Origin of the sequence: Photobacterium sp. SP02 (assembly GCF_038519165.1) — a bacterium.
Classification (GTDB): Bacteria; Pseudomonadota; Gammaproteobacteria; order Enterobacterales; family Vibrionaceae; genus Photobacterium; species Photobacterium halotolerans.
On the sequence record NZ_JASJOJ010000023.1, the window covers coordinates 57,768 to 71,354 of the forward strand.

15 protein-coding genes are annotated in these 13,587 nt (G+C 51.7%); 7 read left to right on the forward strand and 8 right to left on the reverse strand.

From position 1 onward, the window contains the following. Nucleotides 1–40: 40 nt before the first annotated feature. Both P0Y67_RS11905 and P0Y67_RS11910 read right to left on the reverse strand, forming a co-directional pair. Nucleotides 41–1,210 carry an isovaleryl-CoA dehydrogenase gene (locus P0Y67_RS11905; RefSeq protein WP_342392023.1) on the reverse strand — a complete coding sequence of 390 codons (1,170 nt, stop codon included), beginning with the start codon at nt 1,208–1,210 and terminating at the stop codon, nt 41–43. A 94-nt stretch (nt 1,211–1,304) separates the two neighbouring features. Continuing rightward, a complete protein-coding gene (locus P0Y67_RS11910; protein WP_342392038.1) occupies nt 1,305–1,685 on the reverse strand; it encodes a MerR family transcriptional regulator in 381 nt (126 codons plus the stop codon). Between the two features lie 212 nt (nt 1,686–1,897). On the opposite strand from P0Y67_RS11910, the gene P0Y67_RS11915 reads away from it, so the two are divergent. From P0Y67_RS11915 to P0Y67_RS11945, 7 genes are all read left to right on the forward strand, one after another. Then, nucleotides 1,898–3,178 carry a thiolase family protein gene (locus tag P0Y67_RS11915; protein ID WP_342392024.1) on the forward strand — a complete coding sequence of 427 codons (1,281 nt, stop codon included), beginning with the start codon at nt 1,898–1,900 and terminating at the stop codon, nt 3,176–3,178. Between the two features lie 59 nt (nt 3,179–3,237). Continuing rightward, on the forward strand, nt 3,238–4,734 hold the full coding sequence (locus P0Y67_RS11920) for a CoA-acylating methylmalonate-semialdehyde dehydrogenase (RefSeq protein ID WP_342392025.1): 1,497 nt from the start codon (nt 3,238–3,240) through the stop codon (nt 4,732–4,734). A 24-nt stretch (nt 4,735–4,758) separates the two neighbouring features. Beyond that, on the forward strand, nt 4,759–5,913 hold the full coding sequence (locus P0Y67_RS11925) for an acyl-CoA dehydrogenase family protein (RefSeq protein WP_342392026.1): 1,155 nt from the start codon (nt 4,759–4,761) through the stop codon (nt 5,911–5,913). An 83-nt stretch (nt 5,914–5,996) separates the two neighbouring features. Continuing rightward, nucleotides 5,997–6,791 (forward strand): enoyl-CoA hydratase, encoded by a 795-nt coding sequence (locus P0Y67_RS11930; RefSeq protein ID WP_342392039.1) that lies wholly within the window; start codon nt 5,997–5,999, stop codon nt 6,789–6,791. 93 nt (nt 6,792–6,884) lie between these two features. After that, a complete protein-coding gene (locus tag P0Y67_RS11935) occupies nt 6,885–8,036 on the forward strand; it encodes an enoyl-CoA hydratase/isomerase family protein (protein WP_342392027.1) in 1,152 nt (383 codons plus the stop codon). A 54-nt stretch (nt 8,037–8,090) separates the two neighbouring features. Beyond that, on the forward strand, nt 8,091–9,005 hold the full coding sequence (gene mmsB, locus P0Y67_RS11940) for a 3-hydroxyisobutyrate dehydrogenase (RefSeq protein WP_342392028.1): 915 nt from the start codon (nt 8,091–8,093) through the stop codon (nt 9,003–9,005). A 17-nt stretch (nt 9,006–9,022) separates the two neighbouring features. Beyond that, nucleotides 9,023–9,781, forward strand: a complete 759-nt coding sequence (locus tag P0Y67_RS11945; RefSeq protein ID WP_161459818.1) for an SDR family oxidoreductase — start codon at nt 9,023–9,025, stop codon at nt 9,779–9,781. An 88-nt stretch (nt 9,782–9,869) separates the two neighbouring features. Here the strand turns inward: P0Y67_RS11945 and P0Y67_RS11950 are convergent, their stop codons facing one another. The 6 genes from P0Y67_RS11950 to P0Y67_RS11975 form a co-directional block, all read right to left on the reverse strand. Further along, nucleotides 9,870–9,989, reverse strand: coding sequence for a 3-ketoacyl-ACP reductase (locus P0Y67_RS11950; RefSeq protein ID WP_225444986.1), 120 nt, complete (start codon nt 9,987–9,989; stop codon nt 9,870–9,872). Nucleotides 9,990–10,068: 79 nt separating this feature from the next. Next, nucleotides 10,069–10,992, reverse strand: a complete 924-nt coding sequence (locus tag P0Y67_RS11955; RefSeq protein ID WP_342392029.1) for a LysR family transcriptional regulator — start codon at nt 10,990–10,992, stop codon at nt 10,069–10,071. Between the two features lie 158 nt (nt 10,993–11,150). Further along, nucleotides 11,151–11,618: an inner membrane protein YiaA gene (gene yiaA / locus P0Y67_RS11960; RefSeq protein WP_342392030.1), complete on the reverse strand. Its 468-nt coding sequence runs from the start codon at nt 11,616–11,618 to the stop codon at nt 11,151–11,153. A gap of 105 nt (nt 11,619–11,723) precedes the next feature. Beyond that, nucleotides 11,724–12,317 (reverse strand): hypothetical protein, encoded by a 594-nt coding sequence (locus P0Y67_RS11965; protein WP_342392031.1) that lies wholly within the window; start codon nt 12,315–12,317, stop codon nt 11,724–11,726. Further along, nucleotides 12,314–12,898 carry a hypothetical protein gene (locus tag P0Y67_RS11970; RefSeq protein ID WP_342392032.1) on the reverse strand — a complete coding sequence of 195 codons (585 nt, stop codon included), beginning with the start codon at nt 12,896–12,898 and terminating at the stop codon, nt 12,314–12,316. Before P0Y67_RS11970 ends, P0Y67_RS11965 begins: the two co-directional genes overlap by 4 nt. After that, complete coding sequence (locus tag P0Y67_RS11975; protein WP_342392033.1) at nt 12,895–13,362, reverse strand: hypothetical protein; 468 nt, start codon at nt 13,360–13,362, stop codon at nt 12,895–12,897. Before P0Y67_RS11975 ends, P0Y67_RS11970 begins: the two co-directional genes overlap by 4 nt. Nucleotides 13,363–13,587: the final 225 nt, after the last annotated feature.

A 13,587-nucleotide genomic window follows, 5' to 3' on the forward strand; every position in this document is an offset into this window, starting at 1 on the left:
TACTGGCGACTGTCTTTTGCGATAGTCGTTAAAATCCTGTTTAACGGCTTTGCTCAAATAACTCCCGGCCGATCAGCATGCGACGAATTTCCGATGTCCCCGCCCCAATTTCATACAGCTTGGCATCCCGCAACAAACGTCCTGTTGGAAATTCATTGATATAGCCGTTTCCGCCCAGCAGTTGTATCGCATCCAGCGCCATCTGAGTGGCCAGTTCAGCGCAGTAAAGAATGACGCCCGCAGCATCCTGGCGTGTGGTTTCACCGCGATCACAGGCCGCGGCCACAGTGTAAACATAGGCCCGGGCTGCGTTCATACGCGTGTACATATCCGCGATTTTGGCTTGTACCAGCTGGAATTCCCCGATGGATTTTCCGAACTGTTTTCTGTCGTGGATATAGGGCAGGCAGACATCCAGACAGGCGCGCATAATGCCCAGCGGCCCGGCAGCCAGCACCACGCGTTCGTAGTCCAGGCCGCTCATCAGCACTTCGACGCCTTTGTTGTGCTGGCCCAGCAGGTTCTCCGCCGGTACTTCGCAGTCGGTGAACACCAGTTCGCAGGTGTTGGAGCCGCGCATGCCTAATTTGTCGAGCTTCTGGGCGCGGGTGAAGCCGGGAAAATCGCGTTCTATGATAAAGGCGCTGATGCCTTTCGAGCCTGCCTGGGGATCGGTTTTCGCGTACACCACAAAGGTATGGGCATCCGGACCATTGGTGATCCACATTTTGTTGCCGTTAAGAATGTAGCGATCGTCTTTCTTGTCTGCCCTGAGCTGCATGCTGACCACATCAGAGCCCGCGTTGGCTTCACTCATTGCCAGAGCGCCGATTTGTTCACCACTGATGAGGCCAGGCAGGTATTTTTCTTTCTGTGCCTGGGTGCCATTACGGAAAATCTGATTCACACACAGGTTGGAATGCGCACCGTAACTGAGCCCGACCGAGGCCGAAGCCCGGCTGATTTCCTCCATGGCGACCACATGCGCCAGATAGCCCATACCGGCACCGCCAAATTCTTCACTGACAGTCACCCCCAGCAAGCCCATCTCACCCAGAGCCGCCCACAAGTGAGAGGGAAACTGGTTGTCTTTGTCAATCTGCCCGGCAATGGGGGCAATGGCATCGGCGGCGAAGTGGTTGACGTGATCGCGTAGCATATCCAGCGTTTCGCCGAGGCCAAAGTTGAGCGGGGTAAACAGGTCTTTCATAGGATCTCCCTTAATCCGGCGACCGGACTGTCCTGAGAAACAGCTGTATTCTCAACAAGATGTCGTGATACTCAGTTGGCGGTTCGCCAACGGGTTATTTCTCTTTCGCTTTACCGTTCAGTGCCAGCTTACATCGGCTTTTGGCAGCGTTCAGTTCTTCCATGACAACCTTAATGTCGTCTAACTGGCGTTGAAGTTTGTGCTGTTTTTCGTCGATCATTGTGATCATTTGCCGCAATTGGCCATCACTCTGGTTGGTATCGTACAGGTCAAACAGCTCGCGGATTTCGGCCAGCGAAAACCCCAGCCGCTTTCCCCGTAAAATTAATTTCAGCCGTGTTTTGTCCCGCCGCTGATAGATGCGTATGGCACCTTCTCTGTCTGGCTGGAGCAGCCCCACATCTTCGTAAAAACGAATGCTGCGGGTGGTGATACCAAACTCTTTGGCAAGTTCACTGATCTTAAAGGTGTTCACCACGCTGCTGTCCTCTCGTTGCGGATTAAGCGGGACTGAAAAACCGACTGTCACAGAGTGGTGCCAGAACGCTGGCCTGGCCGGCATCATGGCAACAATTCTGTACGCCTATCAACCAAATAGAAGTGACATTGTTGTTGTTTTGTTTCTTAACGTTTACGTAAATGTTAGTGCTATGCTTACGTAAACGTCAAGAAAAGTGGAGCCGGGTAATGGAAACCACCACCAAGACAGCCGCACCCCAACGCGGCGAGTCTCAGCAACCGGAAAAGGAAGTCTGGATAGTGTCTGCCAAGCGAACTCCTTTGGGCAGTTTTCAGGGGCAGTTTTCTTCTTTGTCAGCAACAACACTGGGGGCGTATGCGATAAAAGGCGCACTGGAAAGCATTGGTATTTTCGCCGATGAATTAGCCCCTGATCAGCCTGATGGTCTGAACATTGACGAAGTGCTGATGGGCTGCGTACTGCCGGCCGGCTGTGGTCAGGCGCCGGCCCGTCAGGCGGCACTGAATGCCGGTTTACCCATTTCTACCGGCTGCGTGACGGTAAATAAAGTGTGCGGATCCGGGATGAAAACCGTGATGCTGGCGGCGGATATGATCCGTGCCGGCAGTATTCACACTGCGGTGGCCGGAGGCATGGAAAGCATGACCAACGCACCGTATCTTCTGCGGCAGGCCAGGGGCGGTTTTCGCCTCGGGCATCAGACAACGGAAGACCACATTTTTCTGGATGGTTTGCAGGATGCTTACGAAGGTGAGCTGATGGGCGTGTATGCCCAGCAGATTGCCGATGCGATGCAATTCAGCCGCGAAGACATGGACGACTGGGCCGCAATGTCAGTAGAGCGGGCGCGTCTGGCGATAGAGCATGGCTGGTTTGATCAGGAAACCTGCCCGGTGGTGGTGGCTGATCGTCGCGGGGAGCATCTGGTGAAAACCGATGAGCACCCCAATGAAGTGGATCCGGCAAAAATCCCGCAGCTTAAGCCGGTATTTGCCAAAGACGGTACAGTGACTGCCGCCAATTCCAGCTCCATTGCCGATGGCGCAGCCGCGTTGCTGATGATGGACAGTGAAACTGCCCGCCATCATGGTTTATCGCCCATAGCGATCATTCGCGGTCAGACAACCCATGCACGCCTGCCATCTGAATTTACCCTGGCACCGGTAGACGCCATCCGTCAGTTGCTGGATCGTGTGAGCTGGTCGGTCGATGAGGTGGATTTGTGGGAAATCAATGAAGCATTTGCGGTCGTTACGCAAATTGCGGTGCGTGAGCTGCATTTAAATGCCGACAAGGTCAATATTCATGGCGGCGCCTGCGCCCTGGGGCATCCGATAGGGGCCAGTGGCGCCCGAATCATCGTCAGCCTGATACATGCCCTTCGTCGACAACAGCAGGAAGACGGCGCCGTCTGCAAAGGCATTGCCTCGTTATGTATTGGTGGCGGGGAAGCCACAGCGATCGCTATCGAATTACCGGCTCAGTAATTATTCGTGCCTGGCAGCGGTTACGCCAGCAATGGAAAGACAGGTGAGAGGACGTGAAAATGATTGAGAAAGTACCTCTGTTTATTGAAGGAAAATTTTGCCAGTCGCAGTCAGATGAATGGATTGATGTGACCAATCCGGCGACCAACGAGGTCATCGCCCATCTGCCATGCGCACTGACATCCGAGATCGATAAAGCCATCGCCAGTGCCAAAGCCACCTTTGAGAAATGGAAAACTGTGCCCGTGCCTGAACGGGCCAGACTGATGCTGAGTTACCAGCAACTGCTCAAAGCACACCATGATGAATTGGCCTGTTTGCTCTCCAGTGAAACCGGCAAAATTCTGGCCGACGCCAAAGGGGATGTCTGGCGCGGGATTGAAGTGGTTGAGCAGGCGGCAAACATCGCCAGCCTGATGATGGGTGAAACCTCTGAAAATGTTGCCACTAACATCGACACTTACTCGCTGATTCAGCCACTGGGTGTTTGCAGCGGTATCACGCCGTTCAATTTCCCGGCCATGATCCCGCTGTGGATGTTTCCGTTGGCTATTGCTGCCGGTAATACCTTCATACTTAAACCTTCCGATCAGGTGCCTCTGACATCAGTCAGGCTGGCTGAATTGTTCGAACAAGCCGGCGCGCCTCCCGGTGTGCTGCAGGTCGTACATGGCCGCAAAGCCCAGGTTGATCATCTGCTGGAGCATCCGGATATCCGTACTGTGTCTTTTGTCGGCTCAGTGCCGGTCGCCCGCTATATCTATCAAACCGGCACGCACAACCTGAAACGTGTTCAGGCGTTCGCGGGTGCAAAGAACCATCTGGTTGTCATGCCTGATGCGAACAAAGAACAGGTGATCAACAATCTGGTGGGGGCGTCCGTCGGGGCGGCCGGTCAACGATGTATGGCAATTTCGGTTGCCGTGTTTGTTGACGGCGCAAAAGCCTGGATTCCTGAACTGAAAGAAGCCATGGCAGCCATGAAGCCCGGCGGCTGGGATGAAGAAGATGCTGCTTACGGCCCACTGATCAGTGCGGAGGCCAAAACACGGGTACTGCGACTGATTCAGGAAGGCAAAGCGCAAGGGGCGGTGTGTGAACTGGATGGTACTGAATGCACAGTGAAAGATTACCCGAATGGTAACTGGGTCGGGCCGACGCTATTCAGTGGCGTCACCCCGGAGATGAGCATTTACCGCGAGGAAATTTTTGGTCCTGTGCTGGTCTGTGTCGAAGCGGGTTCGCTTGAAGACGCCATTGCGCTCATCAACAACAACCCATACGGAAACGGGACGTCTATTTTCACCGCCAACGGCGCGGCGGCGCGCAAGTTTCAGCATGAGATTCAGGTCGGTCAGGTGGGTATCAATGTGCCGATTCCTGTGCCATTGCCTTTCTTTTCATTCACGGGCTGGCGCGGCAGTTTCTATGGTGACTTACATGCTTATGGCAAGCAGGCCGTCCGTTTTTACACCGAGACCAAAACGGTGACAGCGCGGTGGTTTGATGACGACATCCCGAAAGGACCTAACCTGACCATAAATATGGATCATTGATGACTACCTGTGCCGGAGTGAGCGATGGATTTTGAACTCAATGAAGATCAGCGTGCCTTTGAAGACGCTGCCCGTCAGTTTGCCAGGGAGCAGTTATTACCTATGGCAGCCAGCTGGGACGAAACCTCTACCTTCCCCAAGGATGTGTTGCGTCAGGCCGGTGAAATGGGATTTCTCAGCCTGTATACACCGCCGGAGCAAGGTGGCATGGGGCTGAATCGGCTGGATGCCTCCGTCATCTTTGAGCAATTGGCAATGGGCTGCACCTCAACCACAGCGTTTATGACGATACACAATATGGTGAGCTGGATGGTCGCCAGTTTCGCGACCGATCAGGCCAGAACTGAATGCTGCGCGAAACTGAGCTGCGGTGAATGGCTCGGATCTTATTGTCTGACTGAAGCCAACGCAGGTTCTGATGCGGCATCGCTGACGACCAAGGCGGTGCGTATAGGGGATCATTATGAGATCTCCGGCGCGAAAGCCTTTATTTCCGGTGCCGGAGATACGGACTTGCTGATTGTGATGGCCCGAACCGGAGAAGCCGGGCCTGACGGCATCTCGGCGTTCATAGTGCCGGCCGGTGCTGAGGGCATCAGTTATGGCCGCAAAGAACCTAAGCTGGGCTGGCACAGCCAGCCAACACGCGCGGTGACATTCGATAAAGTCCGGATTCCGGCCTATTACCTGTTAGGTGAAGAAGGCCAGGGATTCAGATTCGCCATGAAAGGCCTGGATGGCGGCCGGATCAACATAGCAACCTGCTCCGTGGGTACCGCGCAGCAGGCGCTGAATCTGGCCCGTCAGTACATGACAGAGCGCAAACAGTTTGGCAAACCGCTGGCTCACTTTCAGGCCCTGCAATTCAAACTGGCCGATATGGCGACTGAACTGGTGGCGGCCCGTCAACTGGTGCGATATGCCGCCAGCAAGCTGGATCGCGGCGATCCGGAAGCGACGGCCTATTGCGCCATGGCAAAACGCTTTGCAACCGATGTGGGTTTTGCGGTCTGTGATCAGGCACTGCAGCTTTATGGCGGCTATGGCTATATCCAGGAGTATCCGATTGAACGCCATTTTCGCGATGTGCGGGTACACCAGATTCTGGAAGGAACCAATGAAATCATGCGCTTGATCATCGCGCGCCGGTTATTGAACGACGATACTGCACTGCTTTGAATCGTTGCGCTCAGTCCACAGGCAAAAATTACCCAAACCACTCAATTACAGAGTACGCAATTAAAGAAAAAGAGGGCGGGATGATGCACCCACTGACACAAACAGGCGGCCCGATTGAGGTGACGATTGATGGCCATGTTGCGGTACTGACCATGAATAATCCGCCAGCTAACACCTGGACGGCAGACAGTCTTCATCAGCTGAAATCTCTGGTCGAAGCACTCAATGCAGACAAATCCATTTATGCCTTGGTGCTGACGGGAAAAGGTGAGAAATTCTTTTCTGCCGGTGCCGATCTCAAACTCTTTGCCAGCGGCGATAAAGGCGTGGCGGCTGACATGGCCTATTGCTTCGGTCAGGCCTTTGAAACCTTGTCGTCCTACCGGGGTGTCTCGATTGCTGCGATTAACGGTTATGCAATGGGCGGTGGCCTTGAAGTGGCGTTAGCCTGTGACATCCGCATTGCTGAGGCCCATGCGGTGATGGCATTACCTGAAGCCAGTGTTGGCCTGCTTCCTTGCGCTGGTGGTACGCAGAACCTGGCCTGGCTGGTGGGTGAAGGCTGGGCAAAACGTATGATTTTGTGTGGTGAGCGGGTTGGGGCCTCGCAGGCGCTGGACATTCGTCTGGTTGAAGAAGTGGTGGCGTCAGGACAAGGGCTGGAGACGGCAATGAAACTGGCGGCGGAAGTGGCTAACCAGTCACCTACCGCAGTTACAGCCTGTAAAGCCTTGATACAGCAGGCAAGGTTTGCGCCTTTACATCAGGGGCTGATTCAGGAAAGGGAGCGTTTTGTCCGCCTGTTTGATACCGCCGATCAACAAGAAGGGGTGAATGCGTTTCTGGAGAAACGTGTACCTGTCTGGAAAAACGAATAATACAGAAAGACTGGTTGTCGTGTCGCCACAATGGTTCTGGCAGACACGCAGGATGAAAAGATCATGAATGGAGAATTCATGAATGGAGATAGCATGACAGGAACAATCAAATTTAACGAGCTGGAATGTGCAGACGGCTCCCGCATTGGTGTCGCGGCGCTGGAAAACCCCGCTGCGCTGAATGCACTGACACTGCCTATGCTCAAGCAGTTAAGCATTCAACTGGCTGACTGGGAAAATGACAGCAATATCGCGTGTGTTTTTCTTCACAGCGAGCACAGCAAAGCCTTTTGCGCCGGCGGTGACGTGCGCGCCATGTACCATGCCATGATTGAAGCCGATGCCCACAAGCAGGCCGGCGAGAGCGGCGCATCGCCTGAAGCTTTTCTGACTGAGTATTTCAGTGTTGAGTATCGCTGTGATTATCAGATCCATCAGTACAAAAAGCCGCTCATCGTATGGGGTGAAGGCATTGTGATGGGCGGCGGAATCGGCCTGTATATGGGGGCGAGCCACAGGGTAGTGACGCCGACCAGCCTACTGGCGATGCCGGAAGTTACGATTGGCTTGTATCCGGATGTTGGTGGCACCTGGTTTCTGAATCAGTTACCTCCCGGCATTGGCCTGTTTTTGGGGCTGACGGGGGCACGTGTGAATGCCAGCGATGCCCTCGATCTGAAAATGGCGGATTATATTTTATTGTCTGAGCACAAACAGGCCGTGCTTTCCGGTTTGCAGGCGATTGACTGGCAGCAGGCTGGGGAGTCAGATCAGGCGGTCACAGCGTGTTTGAGTCAATTAGCGGAAGCCGCGAAACCAGCATGGCCGCCCAGCCAGATGATCCCGTATTTTCCTCAGATTCAGGCTGCCAGCGTAGGTCGCGATCTGAATGAAATCTGTCAGCAAATTCAGGCCATTGACGGCTTAGGTACCTGGCTGGAAACCGCGAAATCAACTCTGAAACAGGGCAGTCCGGTAACGGCGCATATTTGCTATCGGCAAATGACGGACTACAAAGCCCTTTCTCTGGCTGATTGTTTCCGTCTTGAGCTTGGTTTGTCTGTTCGCTGCGGCATGCTGGGCGAGTTTCAGGAAGGCGTCCGGGCGCGATTGATTGATAAGTGCGGCGAACCGAAATGGATTTTTCCCAATGTGTCGGCAGTAGATAGCAGCGTGATTGATGATCTTTTTGCACCCATGTGGAGTGATGATGATCACCCGCTGCGCGACTTAGGCGCAGAGTAATACCTGCACCCTACGCATAGACCCGGGATTACAGAGTCTGAACAGGAGTGTGTTATGGCAGCAATTGCATTTATTGGATTAGGCAACATGGGCAGCCCGATGGCGAGGAATTTACTCAGCGCGGGTTATCACGTCAATGTTTACGATATCAATACAGACGCGGCTCGTAAGCTGGAAAAAGAGGGAGCCAGAGTGGCGTCCTCTTTAAAAGAAGCTGTGACCGGAGCGGATACCGTGATCACCATGCTGCCGGCAGGTCAGCATGTCCATGATGTCTACCTGGGGCCAAAAGGACAGCCAGAAGCCGGCCTGCTCAATCTGGTTTCATCCGGCACTTTTCTGATTGACTCTTCCACCATTGATCCCGCAACGGCAAAAGAAGTGGCCAGCCATGCCCAGCAGCATCAGCTGGAGTTTGTCGATGCTCCCGTCTCTGGCGGTGTTGCCGGTGCAGAAGCCGGTACGCTGACATTCATCGTCGGTGGAACGGATTCAGCTTTTCATCGCGCCGAAGCGGTTCTGCAGCATGTAGGGAAAAACATCTTCCATGCGGGGCCTGCCGGCGCCGGTCAGATGGCGAAAATCTGCAATAACCTGATGCTGGCCGTCCAAATGGCAGGCGCCTGTGAAGCGATTAATCTGGGTATGGAAAACGGACTGGATCCCAAGGTGTTGTCGGACATCATGCTGCAAAGCTCCGGCCGTAACTGGGTACTGGAGCTTTACAACCCTTGTCCTGGGGTGATGGACAATGCACCTGCCAGTAAAGGCTATCAGCCTGGGTTTATGAGTAAACTGATGCTCAAAGATTTGGGATTAGGCATGGATGCCGCACTGCAAAGTCAGACGTCTGTGCCAATGGGAGCACTGGCTCGCAATCTGTATGCGTTTCATAATGCGAACGGCAATGAACAGCGCGACTTTTCCAGCCTGTTTGAGTTTTATCACGGTGAAGTCAAACAACATTAAAGTGCAAGGAGATCAGTATGGATCTACGAAATGCTGTGATTGCAATCACCGGTGCTGGTCAGGGGTTAGGGCAAATGATGGCCGTGACGCTGGCTCAGGCCGGTGCTGACCTGGCTTTGATCGATCTCAACCAGGAAGGTCTCGCGCAGACGCGAACTCAATGCCAGATGTTAAGCAGCAAAGCGTTGACCTATGAAGTGGATGTTACCCAGGAAAACCAGGTCGAGCGGGTATTCGATCAGATCATTGATGATTTTGGTCAGCTGGATGGTTTAGTGAACAATGCCGGTATTTTGCGTGACGGTTTGCTGGTAAAAGTGAAAGAGGGCGAAGTAACGAAAATGTCCCTTGAGCAGTTCAATGCCGTGATGACAGTTAACAGTACAGGGACTTTTCTCTGTGGGCGGGAAGCTGCAGCCCGTATGATCCAGACACAGCGGCCAGGGGTGATTATTAACATTTCCAGTGTCGCCAGAGCCGGAAATTTTGGTCAGACCAACTATGCTGCTTCTAAAGCCGCAGTAGCTACTATGGCTGTTTGCTGGGCAAAAGAGTTGGGACGTTATGGCATTCGCGCCGCGGCTATCGCGCCGGGAGTCGTCAGAACGGCAATGGCTGATCAAATGCCGCAGGAAGCGATAGACAGGCTTGAGAAAATGATCCCGTTAAAGCGTGTTGGTCAGGCCAAAGAAATTGCTCATGCGGTGAAATTTATTCTGGAAAATGACTATTTCACCGGACGGGTGCTGGAAGTGGATGGCGGTATGAGAATGTAGTCAGCGTTTTTCTGTTTGACTAAGGCTTCAGGCAATACGGGCCATCACTGGCCCGTCAATTCCTGGCCCGTAAAGTATTGTCAATAAACTAGGGGCCGTACACGATGGCGTACAAGGCGAGTCCGCCACCAATGACCAGCATCAGCAGCGACAGGTAAACAGTGATTTTAGTCAGTAGTGACATCCATTTAGGCTGGGTATCGGGCATAGTTTTAATATCTTCGGATTAGTGCGTAGGCAGATCTCTGTCGCGGGACAATGCCACAAAATAAACCGGCAGGCGAGTGCTATTCACATTTGATTGCAGTTTTCATCATTGTGATTCCGTGAGGTTTGTCCATCGGCTGTGAATCACATGGAATCACGGGCGGATTACGCTGAAATGCATGACTGATCGACTTTGCATGCTGGGCCGTCAGTCGGGACTGTGACCGGGATGCCAGCGCCAGCACGATATCAATATTCGGCAGCGATGGCAGCCAATCGGCATTGAGGACCCGTAAATCCGGCGCCATACTGCTTCGTGCCATTGCCCCGATAGCCAGTCCGGCCCGCACCATACCGCGTTGTGCTGTTGCACTGCTGCTGCAACTGATCAGATCAAAGCTGATTTCCTGTTTCATCAAACCATCCAACGCCGCCGCATGAAATTTACAATCTGCCTGGAAAAGCGCAATGGGCAGTGGACGACGATGAAGTAAATCGGTTTGCGATGTGCCGTACCACACTCCCTGATCATGCATCAGAAAGTGCCCTTCTTCCGAGTCCGGGTGGCGTGTCAGCATGGCGGCATCTAATTCGCCTTTATCCATCAGTTGCCTTAAACGCACGCTGGACGCACAGGTGACATGTATCTGAACCGGACCAAGTTGCTCGCGGATCAGGAAGACAAGGTGTGGCAGCAAGGTTTCAGCATAATCATCCGGGCAACCGATCAGCAAAGGCTGGGTGTCAGTATTCGACTTCAGGCTGGACACTGCCTCGTCATGCAGGCTTAACAAGCGGCGGGCATAGCTTGCTAATTGTTGCCCCTCGTGAGTCAGCACCAATTGACGACCTTCACGCTGAAACAGGCATTTATCTAATTCCTGTTCCAGTTTTTTCATCTGCATACTGATAGCAGACTGTGTTCTGAAGGTCTGTTTTGCTGCCCGGGTGAAGCTCCCTGTATCGATAAAAGCGAGAAAGCTGCGCAGCGCATCAATATCCATAAGTGTCCCTGACGAAAATCCATCTACATGTAAGAGTCAGGCAAGCATACAGCGAGTGTGGCCAAAATGTCACGAAGCTAAACCCAGCAAACAACACAGGCAGCCATGAGGGCTGCCTGTGATCGTGACAGGGAGGGATAGAGTTGAGAGACAGACTATTACAGCTTTTCTGATGCAGTATCGGCAGTTTCCGTTGAAGGTGAACTTGCAATGTTATGAGGCGTTTCTTGTTCAAAATAAGAGAGATCACGGACATTTTTCTGAGTCACAATTGCGCTGAACAGCCCGAGCACAAATGCAATGGCAAAAAAGCCTTTTTCATTCAGTGCCAGTGTATCGGCGTTCCACAGACCAATGACCATTAACACACAGGCGATAGCCACACAGGCAATCACCAGCATTTTATATGCGCTGGTGACTTTAATGCCTTCCATTTCATCCCGTACCGTCTTTTGTAAAGTGATCACGCTGAACAGGCCAAAGAGCATGACAACAAGATAGTAGCCTTTTTCATTGAGCTGAAGATCGGCATTCAGTAATCCGACGGCATAGGCACATAGTGCAATCGCGAGTGCCGCCCACGATGTGAACACGAACGCTTTGGTTGGCTTTAAAGATGAGTTCATTTTGTACCTTTAAGTAAGAAAACAAGATCGTGATGAAACGGTTAACACTGTAATCAGCTCTTTCAGATAGGCGACAGCTTAGTGAATGAATGTTTAATGGTGTTTTTATTTGTCATATGGCGAACCAGGAAACGGAGTATCGGAGGCTTCGCCAGTGCCGTCGAAGAGCAGCACTACCTGGGTAGCATCATTTGACTGATGGATAACCCAGCCATTGGGGTCAGCATTTTCTTTCGGGCTGCAGTCCATACGATAAGAAAAGCAATTCATTGTGTAATACAGTCTAACGCGAGGGCCGTCTACAATTAAGTGTAGTGTTGTATTAAATGTCTTATGGTTTTTGTAGTAATTACGCAGTGTTTCAATTTTTTGCTTGGCCAGATTGCTGTCAACGGGTGAAGAGATGCGATAAAAATTAATCAATTCATCTTCGTCAGCATGATATTTGGCCCAATACCCGTCAATGTATTTAGGAATTCCAATACTGCCGATATCTGCACTAGCTCCCGAATAGCTACTTACTGCACCATGAGCAAAACTGGCTCCCCCACCACGTGTATCTTTGATGTACATCCGTTTGATGCTGTGATCGCCGGATGTACTGCCTGCCGTGCCAATCGAGGTAATAGGTACTGAAGTGATTGAACAGCCTGTAAACAGGCAGCAAATCATGGGTATGATGAAGAGTTTGCTATTCATTTATCGTAAGGTGAACCAGGAAACGGAGTATCGGAGGCTTCGCCAATGCCGTCGAAGAGTACGACTACTTCGGTGGTGTCATCCGGAGAGCGAACAATCCAACCATTGGGGTCAGCGTTCTTTCTGGGGGTGCAGTCATCAAATTTTGCATAACAGCTCAATGTGTAAATGAGACGAACACGCGGGCCATCAACAGTAAGTACCATAGCTGCCAGATAATCCCCGTGATTCTTGTAATAGTCTCTTAATGTGCTGATTTTCTTTTCTGCCAGTTTACTGTCGATTGATGCCGTAATATGGTAGTACTTTTCATAGCTATCCCAGCCTTTTGACCAATACCCTTGAATGAAGTTGGGTATACCAATTGATCCAATGTCTGCACTTTTACCTTGGTAACTACTAACTGCACCATAAGCAAAATTTGTCCGGCCGCCATTTGTATCGGTCACAGTCATCCGTTTAATAATATGCGGACCAGTTGTACTTCCGGCATTTCCAATCGAGGCAATAGGTGCTGAGGTGTTTGAACAGCCTGAAAACAGGCTGCAAATAATGGGTATGATGAAGCGTTTGTCATTCATTTATCGTACGGTGAGCCAGGAAACGGAGTATCGGAGGCTTCGCCAATGCCGTCGAAGAGTACGACTACTTCGGTGGTGTCATCCGGAGAGCGAACAATCCAACCATTGGGGTCAGCGTTTTTTCTTGGCGTGCAGTCATCCAGTTTTGAAAAGCAATTCATTGTGTAAAGAAGGCGAACGCGCGGGCCGTCTACAATTAATTGCATTGAAGTATTTGCGGTTTTAAAGCTCTTGTCATATTTGCGGAGAGCATTAATTTTCAGCCCTGCAAGCTCACTGTCTATTTGTTTATTTATATTGTAAAACGCTAAGAATTTATTTTCTTCTATATTGTATTTAGCCCAAAATCCTGTGATTTTTTCAGGTGTACCGATAGCACCAATATCTGCACTTTTTCCACTGTAACTGCTTACTGCACCATACCCAAAACCTGCATTTGCACCTGTCGTATCTTTTACATTCATTACCCTAATACTATGGTAACCGGAAGTACTGCCTGCCGTGCCAATCGAGGTAATAGGTACTGAAGTGACTGAACAGCCTGTAAACAGGCTGCAAATCATGGGTATGATGAAGAGTTTGCTATTCATTTATCGTAAGGTGAACCAGGAAACGGAATGTCGGAGGCTTCGCCTGTGCCGTCGAAGAGTAATTGATGGGGTTATCTTCGGAGAAGCTCTTGATCGAAG

What these genes read in the sequence shown, in the direction of transcription:
- P0Y67_RS11950 (WP_225444986.1), bottom strand. Translation starts at nt 9,989, where the DNA reads ATGCCCGATACCCAGCCTAAATGGATGTCACTACTGACTAAAATCACT.
- P0Y67_RS11920 (WP_342392025.1), top strand. Translation starts at nt 3,238, where the DNA reads ATGATTGAGAAAGTACCTCTGTTTATTGAAGGAAAATTTTGCCAGTCG.
- P0Y67_RS11975 (WP_342392033.1), bottom strand. Translation starts at nt 13,362, where the DNA reads ATGAATGTAAAAGATACGACAGGTGCAAATGCAGGTTTTGGGTATGGT.
- P0Y67_RS11915 (WP_342392024.1), top strand. Translation starts at nt 1,898, where the DNA reads ATGGAAACCACCACCAAGACAGCCGCACCCCAACGCGGCGAGTCTCAG.
- P0Y67_RS11905 (WP_342392023.1), bottom strand. Translation starts at nt 1,210, where the DNA reads ATGAAAGACCTGTTTACCCCGCTCAACTTTGGCCTCGGCGAAACGCTG.
- P0Y67_RS11935 (WP_342392027.1), top strand. Translation starts at nt 6,885, where the DNA reads ATGACAGGAACAATCAAATTTAACGAGCTGGAATGTGCAGACGGCTCC.
- mmsB (WP_342392028.1), top strand. Translation starts at nt 8,091, where the DNA reads ATGGCAGCAATTGCATTTATTGGATTAGGCAACATGGGCAGCCCGATG.
- P0Y67_RS11945 (WP_161459818.1), top strand. Translation starts at nt 9,023, where the DNA reads ATGGATCTACGAAATGCTGTGATTGCAATCACCGGTGCTGGTCAGGGG.
- yiaA (WP_342392030.1), bottom strand. Translation starts at nt 11,618, where the DNA reads ATGAACTCATCTTTAAAGCCAACCAAAGCGTTCGTGTTCACATCGTGG.
- P0Y67_RS11925 (WP_342392026.1), top strand. Translation starts at nt 4,759, where the DNA reads ATGGATTTTGAACTCAATGAAGATCAGCGTGCCTTTGAAGACGCTGCC.
- P0Y67_RS11955 (WP_342392029.1), bottom strand. Translation starts at nt 10,992, where the DNA reads ATGGATATTGATGCGCTGCGCAGCTTTCTCGCTTTTATCGATACAGGG.
- P0Y67_RS11965 (WP_342392031.1), bottom strand. Translation starts at nt 12,317, where the DNA reads ATGAATAGCAAACTCTTCATCATACCCATGATTTGCTGCCTGTTTACA.
- P0Y67_RS11970 (WP_342392032.1), bottom strand. Translation starts at nt 12,898, where the DNA reads ATGAATGACAAACGCTTCATCATACCCATTATTTGCAGCCTGTTTTCA.
- P0Y67_RS11930 (WP_342392039.1), top strand. Translation starts at nt 5,997, where the DNA reads ATGCACCCACTGACACAAACAGGCGGCCCGATTGAGGTGACGATTGAT.